Source organism: Gillisia sp. CAL575, from assembly GCF_000403785.1.
GTDB lineage: Bacteria > Bacteroidota > Bacteroidia > Flavobacteriales > Flavobacteriaceae > Gillisia.
The window spans coordinates 34,840-52,996 of sequence record NZ_APHJ01000039.1 but is presented as its reverse complement, the minus strand read 5'-3'; the positions used below and the strand labels follow the sequence as shown (position 1 = coordinate 52,996).

The 18,157-nt window shown below is 35.1% G+C and carries 21 protein-coding genes; all 21 read left to right on the top strand.

The window, feature by feature from the left end:
- The 21 genes from ccoS (at window position 1) to I130_RS12660 (ending at window position 18,089) form a co-directional block, all read left to right on the top strand.
- On the top strand, window positions 1-195 hold the full coding sequence (ccoS, locus tag I130_RS12755) for a cbb3-type cytochrome oxidase assembly protein CcoS (protein ID WP_034923837.1): 195 nt from the start codon (window positions 1-3) through the stop codon (window positions 193-195).
- Between the two features lie 2 nt (window positions 196-197).
- Window positions 198-2,393 (top strand): cytochrome-c oxidase, cbb3-type subunit I, encoded by a 2,196-nt coding sequence (gene ccoN, locus I130_RS12750; RefSeq protein ID WP_034923835.1) that lies wholly within the window; start codon window positions 198-200, stop codon window positions 2,391-2,393.
- An 11-nt stretch (window positions 2,394-2,404) separates the two neighbouring features.
- Window positions 2,405-2,611, top strand: a complete 207-nt coding sequence (locus tag I130_RS12745) for a cytochrome c oxidase subunit IV (protein WP_034923832.1) — start codon at window positions 2,405-2,407, stop codon at window positions 2,609-2,611.
- Window positions 2,612-2,613: 2 nt separating this feature from the next.
- Entirely contained in the window at window positions 2,614-3,558 is a 945-nt protein-coding gene (locus I130_RS12740; RefSeq protein WP_034923829.1) for a cbb3-type cytochrome c oxidase N-terminal domain-containing protein, read from the top strand.
- 112 nt (window positions 3,559-3,670) lie between these two features.
- Complete coding sequence (gene ccoG / locus I130_RS12735) at window positions 3,671-5,089, top strand: cytochrome c oxidase accessory protein CcoG (RefSeq protein ID WP_034923825.1); 1,419 nt, start codon at window positions 3,671-3,673, stop codon at window positions 5,087-5,089.
- Between the two features lie 75 nt (window positions 5,090-5,164).
- Entirely contained in the window at window positions 5,165-5,614 is a 450-nt protein-coding gene (locus I130_RS12730; protein WP_034923822.1) for a FixH family protein, read from the top strand.
- Window positions 5,615-5,617: 3 nt separating this feature from the next.
- Complete coding sequence (locus I130_RS12725; RefSeq protein WP_034923819.1) at window positions 5,618-6,349, top strand: sulfite exporter TauE/SafE family protein; 732 nt, start codon at window positions 5,618-5,620, stop codon at window positions 6,347-6,349.
- A gap of 4 nt (window positions 6,350-6,353) precedes the next feature.
- Window positions 6,354-6,494, top strand: a complete 141-nt coding sequence (locus tag I130_RS16715) for a hypothetical protein (RefSeq protein ID WP_198012055.1) — start codon at window positions 6,354-6,356, stop codon at window positions 6,492-6,494.
- Between the two features lie 555 nt (window positions 6,495-7,049).
- Window positions 7,050-7,550, top strand: a complete 501-nt coding sequence (locus I130_RS12720; protein WP_034923816.1) for a c-type cytochrome — start codon at window positions 7,050-7,052, stop codon at window positions 7,548-7,550.
- 23 nt (window positions 7,551-7,573) lie between these two features.
- On the top strand, window positions 7,574-8,152 hold the full coding sequence (locus tag I130_RS12715; RefSeq protein WP_034923812.1) for a fasciclin domain-containing protein: 579 nt from the start codon (window positions 7,574-7,576) through the stop codon (window positions 8,150-8,152).
- A gap of 22 nt (window positions 8,153-8,174) precedes the next feature.
- The gene (gene nosZ, locus I130_RS12710) at window positions 8,175-10,136 is read left to right on the top strand and encodes a Sec-dependent nitrous-oxide reductase (protein WP_034923809.1); all 1,962 of its coding nucleotides are present in this window, start codon (window positions 8,175-8,177) and stop codon (window positions 10,134-10,136) included.
- Window positions 10,137-10,257: 121 nt separating this feature from the next.
- Window positions 10,258-10,881, top strand: a complete 624-nt coding sequence (locus I130_RS12705) for a hypothetical protein (protein WP_034923806.1) — start codon at window positions 10,258-10,260, stop codon at window positions 10,879-10,881.
- Complete coding sequence (locus tag I130_RS12700) at window positions 10,878-11,309, top strand: nitrous oxide reductase accessory protein NosL (RefSeq protein ID WP_034924184.1); 432 nt, start codon at window positions 10,878-10,880, stop codon at window positions 11,307-11,309. Before I130_RS12705 ends, I130_RS12700 begins: the two co-directional genes overlap by 4 nt.
- Window positions 11,309-11,602 (top strand): cupin domain-containing protein, encoded by a 294-nt coding sequence (locus I130_RS12695; protein WP_051119716.1) that lies wholly within the window; start codon window positions 11,309-11,311, stop codon window positions 11,600-11,602. Before I130_RS12700 ends, I130_RS12695 begins: the two co-directional genes overlap by 1 nt.
- Window positions 11,603-11,687: 85 nt before the next feature.
- A complete protein-coding gene (locus I130_RS12690; protein ID WP_051119715.1) occupies window positions 11,688-12,941 on the top strand; it encodes a nitrous oxide reductase family maturation protein NosD in 1,254 nt (417 codons plus the stop codon).
- Window positions 12,925-13,635: an ABC transporter ATP-binding protein gene (locus tag I130_RS12685; protein ID WP_034923801.1), complete on the top strand. Its 711-nt coding sequence runs from the start codon at window positions 12,925-12,927 to the stop codon at window positions 13,633-13,635. Before I130_RS12690 ends, I130_RS12685 begins: the two co-directional genes overlap by 17 nt.
- Window positions 13,628-14,410 (top strand): ABC transporter permease, encoded by a 783-nt coding sequence (locus I130_RS12680; protein ID WP_034923798.1) that lies wholly within the window; start codon window positions 13,628-13,630, stop codon window positions 14,408-14,410. Before I130_RS12685 ends, I130_RS12680 begins: the two co-directional genes overlap by 8 nt.
- A gap of 230 nt (window positions 14,411-14,640) precedes the next feature.
- Entirely contained in the window at window positions 14,641-16,461 is a 1,821-nt protein-coding gene (locus tag I130_RS12675; RefSeq protein WP_034923795.1) for a hypothetical protein, read from the top strand.
- Between the two features lie 20 nt (window positions 16,462-16,481).
- Window positions 16,482-17,099 carry a thioredoxin family protein gene (locus I130_RS12670; protein ID WP_034923791.1) on the top strand — a complete coding sequence of 206 codons (618 nt, stop codon included), beginning with the start codon at window positions 16,482-16,484 and terminating at the stop codon, window positions 17,097-17,099.
- Window positions 17,100-17,169: 70 nt separating this feature from the next.
- Window positions 17,170-17,598 carry an RrF2 family transcriptional regulator gene (locus I130_RS12665; protein WP_034923788.1) on the top strand — a complete coding sequence of 143 codons (429 nt, stop codon included), beginning with the start codon at window positions 17,170-17,172 and terminating at the stop codon, window positions 17,596-17,598.
- Window positions 17,599-17,612: 14 nt separating this feature from the next.
- A complete protein-coding gene (locus tag I130_RS12660; protein ID WP_034923784.1) occupies window positions 17,613-18,089 on the top strand; it encodes a hemerythrin domain-containing protein in 477 nt (158 codons plus the stop codon).
- The last annotated feature ends 68 nt before the right edge of the window (window positions 18,090-18,157 follow it).

Sequence of the window (18,157 nt, the reverse complement as noted above, 5' to 3'; positions counted from 1 at the left end):
ATGAATATTATATACATGTTGCTAGGGATTAGCGTGGTGGTAGCTTTGATTTTCTTCGTCGCGTTTATCGTTTCTGTCAAAAAAGGACAGTATGACGATGTTTACACCCCTTCTGTTCGTATGCTTTTTGATGACGAACTAGTTAAACCTAACCAGGAAAAAAATCAATCTGATTCTAAAGAGAAATCCAACTAACTATGGAATTACAGCAGTTTTACTACGATAATAAGGTCGTAAAAAAGTTTATTATCGCCACCATGTTTTGGGGTTTAATTGGGATGAGCGTAGGCTTATTATTAGCCCTAATGTTTTTGTTTCCAAACATAACCGATGGTATTCCATGGTTGAGTTTTGGTCGACTAAGACCCTTACATACCAACGCAGTAATATTTGCATTTGTGGGAAATGCCATTTTTGCAGGAGTATATTATTCTAGTCAGCGATTATTAAAAGCTAGGATGTGGAGCGATGCCTTAAGTAATTTTAACTTCTGGGGCTGGCAGGCCATTATCGTGGCAGCTGCGATTACACTTCCTATGGGTTTTACCTCATCTAAGGAATACGCAGAATTGGAATGGCCTATAGATATTGCGATAACCTTAGTTTGGGTTGCATTTGGAGCCAACCTTATTGGAACCATGGTTAAAAGGCGACAACGACATTTGTATGTGGCAATTTGGTTTTACTTGGCAACTTTTGTAACTGTAGCCGTACTACATATAATTAATAATATTGAAATACCTGTTAGTGCTTTTAAAAGCTATTCTGTGTATTCAGGAGTACAGGATGCTTTAGTACAATGGTGGTATGGACACAACGCAGTAGCATTTTTCCTTACAACTCCGTTTCTTGGATTGATGTATTATTTTGTACCTAAAGCTGCGAACCGTCCCGTGTATTCTTATAGGCTTTCCATAGTCCATTTTTGGTCGCTTATTTTTATCTATATCTGGGCAGGCCCACACCATTTATTATATACTTCTTTACCAGATTGGGCACAAAACCTTGGGGTTGCCTTTTCTATAATGCTACTTTTCCCTTCTTGGGGAGGGATGATCAACGGTTTACTTACCCTACGTGGAGCGTGGGATAAAGTAAGAGTAGATCCTGTTTTAAAATTTATGGTGGTTGCTATCACTGGTTATGGGATGGCCACTTTTGAAGGCCCTATGCTTTCACTAAAAAATGTAAATGCAATTGCGCATTTCAGCGATTGGATTATAGCACACGTTCACGTTGGCGCCTTAGCCTGGAATGGATTCTTAACTTTTGGTATGTTATACTGGATGGTCCCTAGACTATTCAAAACAAAATTATGGTCTGTTAAATTAGCGAATGTCCATTTTTGGATTGGAACGTTGGGGATAATTATGTACGCATTGCCTATGTACGTCGCCGGATTTGTTCAAGCTTCTATGTGGAAACAATTTAATCCTGATGGAACCCTGACCTACGGAAATTTTTTGGAAACGGTTTCAGAAATTATTCCGATGTACTGGATGCGTGCAATTGGAGGCAGTCTGTATATCGTTGGAGCAATCGTAATGTTGTACAACCTTATTAAAACTGCAAGACAAGGTAGCGCAGTAGAAGATGAATTAGCAGAAGCAGCAGCTCTTACTCGTGTAACTAGTAAGCGTACAAAAGGAGAAGCTTACCACAGTTGGTTGGAAAGAAGGCCTGTTAAATTGACCATTTTTGCAACTATTGCCATCCTTATTGGAGGAGCAGCACAAATTATCCCGTCTCTATTGGTAGATGATTATGTGCCGGTGATCTCTAGCGTTAAACCTTATACCCCATTAGAGCTTGAAGGCCGCGATATCTATATACGCGAAGGATGTGTTAGTTGTCATTCACAAATGGTAAGGCCATTTAGAAGCGAAGTAGAGCGTTATGGAGAATATTCTAAAGCTGGAGAATACCGTTATGACTTTCCTTTTTTATGGGGAAGTAAACGTACGGGCCCAGATTTACATAGGATTGGCCAGAAATACTCCGATAACTGGCACTTAAATCACATGTACGATCCTCAAAGCACCTCTGCAGGTTCAATTATGCCATCTTACCAATGGATTATTAAAGATGAATTAGATAAGAGCAATACCCAAACCAAAATGAGAGCGATGCAAACGTTGGGGGTACCATATTCTGATGAAGAAGTTGCCAATGCTGATGAATCGATGCTGAAGCAGGGAACTAAAATTGAGAAAAATCTGTATTCTGATCCAGATTTCGCTTCCACTTATGAAGCTGATAAAAAATATGCTGCAGAAAATGATCTGGAATTTACCGAAATGCGCAATCGTGAGATCGTTGCACTTATCGCATACCTACAACGTTTAGGTACCGACATTAAAGCAAAAGACTTACAGGAAATAACTACTAATTAAAAAATAAGGCAATGTTTAAATTCGTTAAAGGTCCATTGGAAAGTATAGAAGGTGTTGGGATCTATCCTCTTATTTCTTTACTTATTTTCTTCATCTTTTTTGTTGCACTTTTCTGGTGGGTGATCACTGCAAAAAAAGAATATATAAACAATGTGAGTAATCTTCCACTGGAAAAAGAAGATGAGCAAGACAATACTAAACCACTTCAAAAAAATTAATAATGAAACAAGTTTATTCCATATTACGAGTAGTTGGCCTTGTTGCGTTGGCCATTATTATGGCAGAAGTAAGTCTCGAAAACACTGATAAAAATGCGTTTGAAGTCTATCCATTTCTTTGGTTAATAATTGCAATGGTGCTACTTATTGCCATTGCCATAGAAATATCTGTAGGAGCATTAGATAACGTATTATATAAAAGTTTAAAAGCAGAAGCCAAAGAACAATTAGATCTTGCAGAACAGTCAAAAAGGCAAGCAAAACTGGACTGGTGGAGAAAAGCTTATAAAAATTTATTGGATAAAAAACCTGTAGAAAATGAAGGCGAGATAATTCTTGATCACGACTATGATGGAATCAGGGAACTAGATAATAATTTACCGCCTTGGTGGCTTTACGGCTTTTATGCAAGTATTATTATTGCATTTGCCTACATGCTTAACTACCATGTATTTGGGGGAACCACTCAAAAAGAAGAATATCTAATTGAAGTTGCGGAAGCTCAGGAGGCAGTAGAAGAATACAAGAAGAATGCTAAAGGATTACTTACTGCAAATTCAGTGGAACTCTTAACAGGAGAAGCTGATATCTCTGCAGGTAAGAGCGTTTTTGCTGCTAATTGTGTGGCTTGCCATAAAGTAGATGGCGGAGGTGGAATTGGACCTAACCTTACAGATCCATATTGGATACTTGGTGGTGGAATCAAGAATGTATTTAATACAATTTCTGAAGGAGGACGTCCTGGTAAAGGAATGGTCGCTTGGAAAACTAATTTAAAACCAGAAGAAATCGCTCAAGTAGCTAGTTACGTTTTGAGTCTTCAAGGTACCACACCAGCAGAACCTAAAGAACCTGAAGGAGAATTATATGTAGATCCAGATGCGCCTGTAGAGGAAGTAAATGTAGAAATGCAAGATTCTACTTTTAATGAGGTGACGATGGAATAAATTAAATGAACTGAGACTGCGAAAAGAGTTCATAGTAAACTTGGCTTGCTTTTTAGATTCTCCCCACGAGCAGGGCATAATAAGATTGAGAAATTAAATTAAGAATAATACTTTGGAAAAGCAGGAGAACGAAAGATTTAGGGATAGTATTGGCACCTTAACCAAAGAAGGGAAGCGTTCTTGGGTGTATCCCAAGAAACCTTCGGGACCGCTTTATGAATATCGTAAATATGTAAGCTACTTATTACTTATTTTTCTAACAGCCGCCCCATTTATAAAGATAAATGGAAATCAGTTTCTAATGTTCAATGTGTTAGAACGACGGTTTAATATATTTAGTTTTCCTTTCTGGCCTCAGGATTTCTACCTGTTTGTGATTATTATGCTGATAGGCGTAATTTTTATCGCCTTATTTACTGTAGCCTTTGGAAGAATTTTCTGCGGATGGATCTGTCCGCAAACCATTTTTATGGAAATGGTCTTTAGAAGGATTGAATACTGGATTGAAGGTGATCGTGGGAGACAGATCCGGTTAGATAAACAAGAATGGAATGCAGAGAAGATCAGAAAAAAAGGGATAAAATGGAGTATTTTCTTTGTGATTTCCTTTTTGATCGCCAATGTATTTCTCGCATATTTAATTGGAAGTGACCGACTGATTCTTTATGTATTGGATGGTCCAGAAGCACATCTAAGCACCTTGCTGTCCTTAGTGATTTTTACAGGTGTATTTTATTTCGTTTTTGCATGGTTTAGAGAGCAGGTATGCATAATTGCCTGCCCTTATGGTAGATTACAGGGTGTATTACTAGACAACAAATCGATTGTTGTTGCTTATGATCATAAGCGTGGAGAAAAAGATATAGGTCGGGCAAAATTCAAAAAAAATGAAGATAGAGAAGCTAGTGGGAAAGGGGATTGTATAGATTGCTTTCAGTGTGTAAATGTTTGTCCTACTGGAATAGATATTAGAAATGGAACTCAGTTGGAATGTGTGAATTGCACCGCATGTATAGATACCTGTAATGATATCATGGAAGCGGTAGACTTGCCAAAAGGATTAATTCGTTTCGCAAGTGAAGAGAACATTGAGAAAAAGTCTAAATTCAAATTTACTCCCCGACTAAAAGGCTACACCGCGGTTCTATTTATTCTCGTCTCACTATTAACGGGAATGTTGTTCTTAAGAAGCGATATAGAAGCTAATATTTTTAGACTTCCAGGACAACTGTATGAGCACAAAGAAGGAAATATAATTAGCAATGTTTACACCTATAAACTGCTAAATAAAACTTCCAAAGGTTTTGACAACATACATTTTGAGCTAGTTTCTCATAAAGGAACCATAGTATCGGTTAAAAGCGATCTTTCTGTTCCTGCACGTGGAATGGCAGAAGGCACCTTATTTATTGAAATAAACCAGAGTGCCCTCAAAAACGAAAAAGATAAGATAAAGATTGAAGTCTATAGTGATGATATTTTAATTGAAACTACTAAAACTAATTTTCTGGGACCAAGAAGTTATAGATAGATTTTAGGAGTTTGTGGTTTGTGGTTTGTAATAAATCTCAATAAGGGCTTGTAAAACTTATAAAAAATAAAGATTATGAAAATGAACTGGGGAACAGGGATGGTACTGGTATTGGTGGCTTTTATTAGCTTCATCATGTACTTTGTAGTCACCATGCTAACAAATAAAGATTATGACCAGGATCTGGTTGTTGAGGACTATTATAAGGCCGAGTTACACTATCAAGAGGAAATTGACGCCGAAGAAAATGCGCTGGCATTACAAAACAATGTTTACGTTGTAAAAAAAAACAGCGACTGGATTGTGGTTTTACCTGAAGCTATTGATCTAACTGAAATTGAAGGTACTATTCACTTATATCGTCCTTCTAACAAAGTGCTCGATTTTGAAATTCCACTAACAGGTTTGGAGACAAATAAGGTGATAATTCCTAATGAGAAAATGATTAATGGACGATGGAATATTATGGTCAACTGGACTTATAAGAATACCGAGTATTTATTTAAAAAAGAGATCAATCACTAAAATATGCTATTATCAGCCTTCATATTTGGTCTATTAGGAAGTTTGCATTGTGTAGGAATGTGCGGCCCTATTGCATTTTTACTGCCTGTAGATAGGGATAATAATTTACGTAAACTTTTTCAGATCTTTCTATATCACTTCGGAAGGCTTTTCGCATATAGCATAATAGGATTAGCATTTGGACTTGTTGGAAAAAGTCTTTCGCTTTTTGGGATGCAGCAGCAACTTTCTGTTTTTATAGGAGTTTTAATGTTAGTCGTTATATTTCTTCCAACGAAGATCTTTAATAGATATAATTTTTCGAAACCTCTTTATGGTTTGATTGGAAAAGTGAAAAACAATTTAGGTACAGCACTTAAAAAGAAAAACCCAGACACATTCTTTACCGTAGGATTCTTAAACGGATTTTTACCTTGTGGCTTGGTTTATATGGCTGTATTTGGTGCCATAGCTGGAGGAAGCGCATTACAGGGAACACTTTATATGTTGCTGTTTGGTATAGGAACTATCCCATTAATGACAACTGCCATCTGGGTTGGAAATTTTCTATCTGGAAAAGTTCGTCAGCATGTAAGGAGATCTATCCCCGTATTTTTAAGTATTATAGCTATACTATTTATTTTAAGAGGACTTGGTCTTGGAATTCCTTACGTATCTCCAAAACAGATGACAGAAAATGTTGGCGCTAATTACGAATGCCAACCAATTACAAATAATCAACCTTTAAATAATTGAAATTATGATTTTAAAAACTATTATTCCCCTAGTTAACTGGGGTATGGGAACTGCACTAATTATTTTCTTTGGAGTTGTTTGTGTTGCCTTAGTTATACTCGTGGTGAATATGGTTAATAGCGATAAGAATAAAAAGAATGATTAAGCAGTTAAAAATCTTCTTGACATGCTTCTACCCTTTCTAATAATACCCTAATACTAATAACCAAGATTCTTTATCTATAGATATTTCCTCGAACGTTTACCTATAGGTATTTTTCTATTTCTTAAAATGGAAAGTCCAGTTTTGAAGCATGGGTAATTTCAATATATGGAATCTTATTTAAAAGAGAATTAAACATTCAAGAATTGAATGCCCGCTTTTTTTCAATAGATAATTTTGCACGAATTAATTATAGATTGTTTTTGTCATCCTGAACTTGTATCATCATCTTATTTATGTAAGCATGAAACTCTAAAATAAGAACAGGGCGACGCGACGACCATTTTAAATAGAGAAATTGGTCATTTCACTCTAAACGGATATACAATTAGATAATTAGTGATTTATCATTTATTTATAAAATTAACCTGCTCTTTCAATTAATCCATTATCTCTTTCCTTCTTATTTAAGACTTTTTAGTCCTAAATATGATTAGTGTCATATTCTGCCTTCTACATTTCTAATACTTTTGATTTATATAATCAATCTTTCACACTATGAGAAATCTAATTAAAATTATTTTTTTATTCGGAATAAGCCTACTAATAAGTTGTGGCGATAAAGAAGATAAAAAAGAGAATGATGAAGTTCAACTGGGAAACTATGAAAAAAAAGATGAAGTAAAGCAGGTAGAAAAAATGCCTGAAGCCGATCTCATAGACATGTCCAACAAAGGAATTGGGCCGGTGAAAAATCTGGAACTTCCTAATGAAATAGACCAAGGAATGGTTGCTAAAGGAAAAGCAGGTTTTGATTCCAAATGTCTTGCTTGCCACAAAACTCATAAAAAGTTTATAGGACCCGCTCCTGTAGGTATATTGGATAGAAGATCTCCTGAGTGGATAATGAATATGATATTAAATCCTGGTGAAATGGTTCAAGATGATCCAATCGCCAAGCAACTCCTTATAGAACATAATGGTTCTCCTATGGCAAATCAAGGTTTAACAGAAGAAGAAGCCCGCCAAATTCTAGAATATTTCAGAACCTTGAAATAAGAATCAATCAGAAAAACACTCTTATGAAAACTACTTTTCAATTATATAGCTTGTTTGCTTTAATTCTACTCTTTGTAGGTTGCAAGGATAATCAGGAAGCTAAAGAAAGTGATAAAAATACCAGTTCTGAAATCTCCGCTTCAGAAACAGGTGAAAGACAAGGTCAAGCCTTTATTAAGGATGATGAGTCTACACCAAATGTCCTGGATATAGCCATAGGAAGTAAAGACCATACTACGCTTGTTGCTGCTGTAAAAGCAGCTCAATTAGAAAATGTACTTGTAAATGCAGGACCTCTAATGGTTTTTGCACCCACTAATGCAGCTTTCGAAGAGCTCCCTGACGGTACTGTAGAAGATCTATTGAAACCCGAAAACAAAGAGAAACTTTCATTTATCCTTAAGCACCATGTAACACCTGGTAACTATGATATAGAATTCCTCAAAAAATTTAAAAAATTGGGACAGGCAAGTGATCAAAGCATTACAGTGGAAGTAGAAGGTGATGACGTATATGTAGGTGGTGCAAAAATTATTGCCAGTATTCCTGCCGGGAATGGGATCGTTCATGTAGTAGATAAAGTAATCTTACCTACAAATTAAAATTCAATAAAATTTATATATCATGAAAACATCATTAAATATATCAATACTACTTCTTCTAATAACGGGGTTATTTAGTTGCAATACTAAAGATTCTAAAGATGGAAATAAAGGGGCTTTAGCTTCAAATGCAGCTGAAAAAGTCTACGTAGCACCAGGTGAGCACGATGAGTTCTATGCTTTTGTTTCTGGTGGATACAGCGGTAACTTAACTGTTTATGGCTTACCTTCAGGGAGAATGTTTAAGGAAATCCCTGTTTTTTCACAATTCCCAACCAGTGGATATGGTTATTCTGAAGAAACTAAACCTATGCTAAACACATCTCATGGTTTTATTCCGTGGGATGATGCTCATCATCCAGACATATCACAAACCAGTGGGAAACTTGATGGACGCTGGGTTTTTATTAATGGAAATAACACTCCAAGGATTGCTAAAATCGATTTAAAAACTTTTGAAACTACTGAAATTATTGAAGTTCCAAATTCTGCAGGTAACCACAGTTCTTCTTTTGTGACCGAAAATACAGAGTATGTAGTTGCCGGCACAAGATTTTCTGTACCAGTACCGCAACAGGATATTGCAATTAATGAATATAAAGGCAAGTTTAAAGGAGCGCTTTCTTTTATTAGCGTAGATCCAGAAGATGGCAAAATGAGCATTAAATTTCAACTTATGATGCCTGGATTTAATTACGATCTTTCTCACCCAGGACGTGGAAAATCACATGGCTGGTTCTTTTTTACCACTTATAATACTGAAGAAGCAAACTCTTTACTAGAGGTAAACGCTTCCCAAAATGATAAGGATTTTATTGCAGCCGTAAACTGGAAAAAAATCGAAGAATATGTAAATAATGGCGGTGGAAAAATGATGCCTGCTAATTATGCTCATAATGTTTATGACGATTTTACTCATACCGCTACTTCTACTATGATGAAAGAGGTGTTGGTAGTAGATCCTTTAGAAGTTCCAGGAGCTGTTTTCTTACTTCCAACTCCTAAATCTCCACATGGTGTAGATATAGATCCATCTGGTGAATATATTATTGGAAACGGAAAACTTTCTGCAGATTTAACTATACATTCATTTACCAAGATGATAAAAGCCATCGAAAACAAGAAATTTGATGGAGATGCTTATGGAATTCCGATCTTGAAATTCGAAGAAATATTAAGGGGTACAGTAAAACAAGCTGGATTAGGTCCTCTTCATACCGAGTTTGACGGTAAAGGAAATGGTTATACCACATTCTTTATCTCTTCAGAACTTGTAAAATGGGATTTGGAAACTCTCGAAGTGATAGATCGTAAACCAAATTATTATTCTGTAGGACACGTTATGATTCCTGGAGGAAATTCTGCGCATCCCTTTGGTAAATATGCAGTTTCAATGAATAAAATCACAAAAGATCGTTATTTACCAACAGGACCAGAATTAGAACATTCTGCACAATTATTTGATATTACTGGAGAAAAAATGGAGCTTTTACTGGATTTCCCAACCCATGGGGAACCTCATTATGCTGCCGGAATCCCAGCGAGTATTATCAAAGAAAATTCTCAAAAAATTTATAAACTAGCAGAAAATAAACATGAATATGCCACTATCGCTAACGGAGATGCTAGGGTAGAACGAAAGGGAAATGAAGTTCATATTTATATGACTATGATTCGTAGTCACTTTACTCCAGATAATATTGAAGGGGTTAAAGTTGGAGATAAGGTGTATTTCCACATTACCAACCACGAGCAGGATTTTGATGTACCTCACGGTTTTGCCATGATTGGTGCTAATAATTCAGGATTGCTTATTATGCCTGGACAAACCAAAACCACGGTATGGGAACCTAAGGAAGTAGGAGTTTGGCCTTTCTACTGTACAGATTTCTGTTCAGCACTTCACCAAGAAATGCAAGGTTATGTTAGAGTATCTCCAAAATCTTCTAATCTTGAACTTAGCTGGTCGCTAGGTGATGATTAATGAATCTGAAATTAGTTGAATGATATTTCTCTTTATGGAGGAGTATCTACTAAAGAGACGGGAGCTCGTTTATCTCTCCCGTCTTTTTCTTTATAAATACCAATATTAAATCATTGTAACCATGAAAAAAGCTGGATTAATAATGATAGTGGGTTCTTTACTATTATTGGGACTTTTCAAATTTCCTTTATGGAATATTATGCTTGGTGCACCGCAGTATCCTGAACCTATGGGGATGGATATATACATAACCGGAATTCAAGGAGTACAGGAGTTTGATATTCAGAACATAGACGGTCTAAATCATTATATAGGAATGAAAACCATACCTAAACCAGAAGAAATGTGGGAATTTAATGTTTTCCCACTTGTTATTGGAGGCATGGCCGCTTTAGGGGTTCTTTTAGGGGTTTTAGCGTTCTTTGGAAAAGTGAATGCCTGGTTGCTATTAGGTTGGTTGCTATTAATGTCGATTTTAGGGGTTTTAGGAATGTACGATTTTAATGTGTGGCTCACAGATTATGGAACCAATCTTGACCCCAATGCAATCATGAAAATGACTAATCTAGACGGTTCGCCCATGAGTTATAAACCACCACTTTTCGGACACCAGAAAATGCTGAATTTTGATGTAGATTCTTATCCGGCATTGGGAGCATATCTTATGTTTGCAGGGATGTTGTTAACATTAATGGCATTTTTTGTAGGGAAATATGAATGGTCAAAAAAACACAAATATTCATGAGAACTATCTATTTTTCATCAATTATTATATTGATTTTCATTTCTTGTGAAGTAAAACAGCAGCCAATAGGTTATGGAAGTGATGCTTGTGAATATTGCCAGATGACGATAGTTGATCGGCAGTATGCAAGTCAGCTGGTAAACGAAAATGGTAAGGCGTATAATTTTGATGCCATAGAATGCATGCTAAATTATTCCGAAGAAAATAAGGATACAGATTATCAACTCTATCTGATCAATAATTTCGAAAAGCAGGGCACTTTCATCGATGCTAAAACTGCCACGTATTTAATTAGTCCCAATATTTCCAGCCCTATGGGTGCAAATCTTTCAGCATTTATTTCAGAAAAAGCTGCACAGCAAGCAAGGGAAAAGTATAAAGGAGATTTATATAACTGGGAATCTATAAATAAAAAAATAATAAAGTAATGTATACTATAGAAAAAGATATTGAGCAACAAGCCTTTAATAAATTAAAGGTTCAAAAAATTAATACTAGTGAGAATTTAGATATTCTATCCATAAGTTTAGAGAAAGGAGCTGTATTCCCGGAACACACTTCCCCCAGAGAGGCCTATTTAATTATGCTTGAGGGTAAAATTAAATTCCATATAAAAAATGAGGTTTATAATATATCCCAGCATCAGCATTTAAATTTTGAAAAAGAAGTTCCACATTGGATAGAGGCATCAGAAAATTCTAAATTCTTAATTGTTAGGTAAGTTTCTTTGATCGTCTATACAATCAATATGAAATCCCTTTTTTCAGACTAGAACCATCCAATAATTTCCAATTAGCAATTTCAGAATGAAATACTTTTCCTATATATCGATCATTTTGATGCTCTTAATAAGCAATTCAATCTTTGGAAATGTTTTGAAGGTTTGTAAATCTTGTGCGTATAAATCCCTAACAGAAGCGGTAAAAAATGCAGTTGATTTCGATACGATCCTTGTAAAAAAAGGAACCTATTATGAATTTAATATAGAGATCACCAAAGCACTCACAATTATTGGGCAAAACAACCCCGTAATAGATGGTCAAAACAAAGGAGAAATCATCACTATCCAAGCTAATAATGTCACTATAGATGGATTGACTATTGTAAATGTGGGCACTAGTTACACCACCGATTATGCTGCGGTAAGAGTTGTGAAAAGTGAGAACTTTCTTCTTCAGAATTTAAAACTGGAGCGATTGTTCTTCGGAATCTATCTGGAAAAATCTAAAAACGGCAAAGTTCTAAACAATACAATTGTTGGGGATGCGGTGCACGAATATAGTTCTGGCAACGGCATTCAGCTTTGGTATTGTAGGAATATAGAAGTTCGTGGAAATAAAATTAAAAAGGTGAGAGATGGAATTTATCTGGAATTTTCAGATGATATTACTATCAGTGAAAATAATAGTTCAGAAAACCTTCGTTATGGTTTGCACTTTATGTTTTCAAACAATGACACCTATATAAATAACACTTTTGAAAATAATGGTGCGGGCGTGGCAGTGATGTTTTCCAAATTTATAATAATGAAAAACAATACTTTCAAAAAAAATTGGGGTTCCGCTTCCTTTGGATTATTGCTGAAAGAAATAAACGATTCTGAAATTACACATAACACTTTTGAAGAAAACACGGTAGGAATTAATGTGGAAGGTTCCAACCGAGTGAACTATACTCATAATGATTTTAAAAATAATGGATGGGCGGTAAAAGTTCGTGGTGCTTGTTACTTTAATGTTTTTGAAAAGAATAATTTTCTATACAATTCTTTTGATGTCTCTTATAACAGCCGACTTAACGATAATAAATTCGACCAAAATTATTGGAGCAATTATACCGGTTATGATCTGGATAAAAACGGAATTGGAGATATCCCCTACCGTCCTGTTAAATTGTTTTCATATATCGTTAATCGTACCCCAGAAACGATCATTCTTTTAAGAAGCCTGTTTATAGATATCATAGATTTTTCTGAAAAGGTTTCTCCCGTTTTTACACCAGATAATTTATTGGATGAGAATCCTTTATTAAAACCAATTCGCCATGATAATTATAGATAAGCTTTATAAAAAATTTGATAAAAATGAAGTGCTGAAAGGTATCAACCTGGAAATTAAATCAGGTGGTATTATCGCAGTATTGGGGCCGAATGGTTCTGGGAAAACCACGCTCATTAAAAGCATTTTGGGCATGGTAATACCAAATTCAGGAAGTATAGCATTAAATGGGATGCCGGTAAAAAACAATTGGAAATATAGAAATGATATAGATTACCTACCTCAAATAGCAAATTTTCCAGGAAATTTGAAGGTTAAGGAGCTTATTAACATGATAAAAGACCTACGTACTGAAAAAAAAGCTGATGATCAGCATTTGATTGAACTTTTTAAGCTAGAGCCCTTTCTAGACAAAAAGCTAAGTAACCTTTCTGGAGGAACAAAACAAAAGGTCAATTTGGTGCTCACCTTTATGTTTGATAGTCCACTAGTGATTTTGGATGAGCCTACTTCCGGTCTAGACCCAATATCTCACTTACGCCTCAAAGAACTAATCAAAGTTGAAAAAGAAAAGGGAAAAACAATCCTAATAACCTCACATATTATGAGTTTTGTTGAAGAAATAGCTGATGAAATAGTATTCCTACTAGAAGGAAAAATTTATTTTAAAGGCTCTATAGATCAGTTAAAAATTAAGACGCTACAACCCGACTTTGAGCATGCAATTGCCTCCATTTTAACTTCAAATTATGCTTAAAATATTAAAATATAGTTTTTACGATCTCATGCGTAGCCGCTGGAGTTATGTGTATTTCCTTTTTTATTTATTATTAGGGACGGTACTCTTGTTTTTAAATAACGACCTTTCCAAAGCTGTAATTACCCTGATGAACGTTATTATTATCCTAGTGCCATTGATCGGGACTATTTTCGGGGTGATGTATTATTATAGTTCCAGAGAATTTACAGAACTACTACTGGCACAACCGGTTAAACGTAGTTCCATCTTTTTAGGCCAGTATTTTGGGGTAGCCCTTTCACTTTCCATGAGTCTTATTATTGGTCTTGGATTGCCATTTGTTTTCTACGGAATTTTTAAGAGTGGTGCTATTTGGGATTTTTCATTACTGCTTATTACAGGCACATTTCTAACATTAATATTTACCGCATTAGCTTTTATTATTGCATTAGCAAATGAAAATAAAATAAAAGGTTTTGGTTATGCTATTTTGTTGTGGTTGTTTATGGCTGTGATTTATGATGGTCTTTTTTTAATGTCCCTTATTTATTTTGAGAATTATCCCTTAGATAAATTTTCATTAATAGCAACTATGCTCAACCCTGTGGATCTTTCACGAGTACTTATCTTATTGAAACTAGATATTTCTGCACTTTTGGGATATACAGGAGCAGTTTTTCAGAAATTCTTTGGCACAAATTTAGGTTTGGTAATTTCTACCGTAATGTTGGCGCTTTGGGTGGCGATCCCAATCGGGATCATTTACAAGATGGTAAAACGAAAAGATTTTTAGAATTCAACTGTTCATTTTGTAAGACTCATTAAACTTAGAGATACTATAATCAAGTTTCTTTCAAGGGGTGCATAACCATTGCAAAAGATCTTCGGATAAAATGAAGAGCCAGCGCTCCGTAAAATATTTAAATCTTAGAAAGTCTTTAGCAGAAATCAATCAACACATGACCTGTGTCATATTATACACACAGTGGATTGCACATCTTTACCAATTAAAGATCGATTCCTATGCAAATAACAACAGCACATAAATTCCATATTCCAGTAATGGGTCTGGCCTATTCTATAGATTCTCCAATAAAGGTCGCATGTTTTGGTATAAATTCAGCTATATCTATTATCGAGGATAATTTAGTAGAAGCAATGCGGAAGTATTACTCCCTTGCAAATAACGAAACTTATATTCCTATAAGCATTAAAGAAAAAGATTATCGAGTAAAGCGCATTAGCAGTTACCTAAACCTAATGCAAAACTTAGTGAATTCTAAATTTGAAAAGGTAAAGAATTCATCTTTTGCCTTAGGCTCAGATCTTATGAAATATTTTGAGATGCTCCCAGATACAGGAGAACTCAAAAGAACATTTCATGAGTTTATGCTAGCAAAAGATTCTTTAAAAAAGGAGAGTTTGTGGAACTCGCTTAAAGATAAAATGGTGCCGGGGGCTATTGAGGTGAATATCATGACCAAGGTAGACAAGGAAAATTTGGATAAAGAGGATATTCCTATCCAGAATGCTTCAGATGCACTAACGGCTTTAAAAGCTTACGCCATTAGTGATTTAAAGAATTCTGCTATTATTTTTTCTGCAGGGATGAATCCTAGACTATTCAATTATATGGAGAATTTCACAGAATTTAATGCCATATCTTGGGGCAACTTCAATAAAAAAGTAGTGATCAAGGTAAGTGATTATAGGTCTGCAATTATTCAAGGTAAATATCTGGCTAAAAAAGGAATCTGGGTAAGTGAGTTCAGGATTGAATCTGGCTTAAACTGTGGTGGTCATGTATTTGCTACTCCAGGATTGCTGATGGGTCCTATTTTAAATGAATTCAAGGAGAAAAAAGAAGAACTACAAGAAAGCTTATTCAGCTTATATAATCCCGCAATTATTGCTAAGGGTCTACAAGGGTTTTCCAAGCCTCATCCTGTTAAAATTACTGTACAAGGTGGAATTGGTACCTCGGCAGAAGATACTATGCTACATAATTATTTTAAAGTGGACAGTACCGGTTGGGGAACACCTTTCCTACTTTGTCCTGAAGCAACAACCGTGGATGAAGAGACGCTTCAGCTCTTACTTAAATCTGAAGAAAAAGATGTGATAAGAAGCCAGTCTTCTCCACTTGGAGTGGGATTCAGTTATCTAAAAGGCACCAGTGCAGAAAACGAAAGACTCAATCGAATTGATAAAGGAGCTCCAGGAAGTCCATGTACCGAGAAATTTTTGGTTTCTAATACCGAATTTACAAAAAAGCCAATCTGTACGGCTTCTCGTAAATATCAAAAATTAAAGATCAAACAGCTGGAAGAAAGCGATTTATCTCAACTAGAACTCGAACAGCAGAAAGAGGATGTGCTAAGTAAGGAGTGTCTCTGCGTTGGACTTAGTAATTCGGCTGCGCTAAATTATGAAGTGCCATTCCTAAAAAAACAAAAGGCTGTTACTATTTGTCCTGGCCCTAATATTGTGAATTTTTCAAAGCTATCTACTTTACAAGAAATGAGCGATCATATTTATGGCCGTTCTAATCTTATGCATCAAGTTGACAGGCCACATATGTTTATACGTGAAATAGAATTATATATCAATTTTCTCGAACAAGAAATTAATCGCACGCATAATGTGCAGAAACGAATGTTGAAAAATTGGGGAACTTTTTGCGACAATCTTATGGACGGAATTAATTATTATAGGCAGTTGCTGAAAAATCAAGTTTTAGAAGTTAATCTAATTAAATTTGAAAGCTCTCTTAAAAAAGCCGAACTAACAATTCTGAAGTTGAAAAACAGCCTTAATAAAATCCGTTTGGAAGAAGTGATATAAAATTTATAAATTTTAATGAAATGATACAATTATTAAAAAGTTCGGTTGCAAAAGCAATGAGCTACGCAGAATATAATTTACTTTTCAAGCAAATGGTAGCTGAAGAAAGAACAACTGGTGAATCTAGTCCTGAAAAAATAAATTATACTAAACTTAATTTTAGCAGGAATAAACGCCTAGATAAAACCATCCAGCTGTCTGAAGAGCAAAAAAATATTTTTAAAGATTTAAATGAAGAACAAACTTGGCTAATAATAACAGAAACATGGTGTGGAGATGCAGTCCAAAGCCTTCCTTTTTTCAATAAAATAGCTGAAAATTGTGAAAATATAAAGCTTAAAATTGTTTTACGTGATGAGAATCCGGACCTTATGGATTCGTTTTTAACCAAAGGGTCGCGGTCTATTCCCAAACTCATTATTCTGGATAAAGATTTGCAAGTGATTAATCATTGGGGGCCAAGATCCAAAGCAGCCTCTAAAGTGGTTAATGACTATATTCAGGAACATGGTCAAATAGAAGATCAACTAAAAACAGACCTTCAAGTTTGGTACAACAAGAATAAAGGGGAAGCCATTCTCCAAGAAATTCAGGAATTAATGGTTTCTAAAAAAGAGTATGCAAGGCTTTTAGAATAGTAGCGAACTTTTCTATTCCAATTATAAAATTAAAATTTCTTAAGTAGAATTTTAATTCAATTTAAAAAAAATGTTTTCAAAAGCATGTGAATACGGCATTCGAGCCACTCTACATATCGCGCAGCAATCTAAAAAAGGGATGCGTTCTAACATTGGTGAAATCTCCAAAGCTGTGAATTCACCAGAGGCATTTACTGCCAAAATTATGCAGAAGCTAGTAAAAAATGGAGTGATTGAATCCAAAAAAGGACCCTTAGGTGGTTTTTTTATTGCTCATAATAGTAAGACTAAGATTATAGATATTGTATTTGCAATAGATGGAGATTCTATTTATAATGGCTGCGGACTCGGATTGGCAGAGTGTACAGAAGCTCACCCCTGCCCTCTTCATGATGGGTTTGTATCTATTCGCAGTGAATTAAAACAAATGTTGAACACTACTGAAATTTTAACACTCACTGGGAAATTAGATTCCGGATTCACCTTCTTAAAACTATAAGTAAAAGCTAATTTATGGAGAAAAAAAAGCCATTAAAACGTCACGAAGCTTTAAAACCCCTTAGCCGTCAACATCATTTTGGATTGCTATTTTCATGGAAAATTCGAAAAGGATTTGAAGAAAATATTTCTATTGATCGATTGAAAACATACGCAAACTGGTTTTTTGAAAACGAAATTGAACCGCATTTCAAACTAGAAGAGAATTATATCTTTCCAATTTTAGACGGTAAAAATCCTCTTATAGTAAGAGCTCTAAAAGAACATCGCCGTATAGAACGGCTTTTTCATAGTCAACAAAACCTTCAAAACTCTCTAAGTCTTTTGGAAGAAGAACTGGAAGCACATATCCGTTTTGAAGAAAGAATCCTGTTTAATGAAATTCAAAAAATAGCCACAACAGAAGAATTGAAAGAAATTGAAAAAATACATATCGATGCTGGTTCTAAAGAAGATTATCTAGACCCATTTTGGGAAAAGGCTAAACCTTAAAAATCATCCCTATTTCGATCAATGTTAGGCTTTTAATAATAAAGATCGTAATTTACAAAGTATGTGTT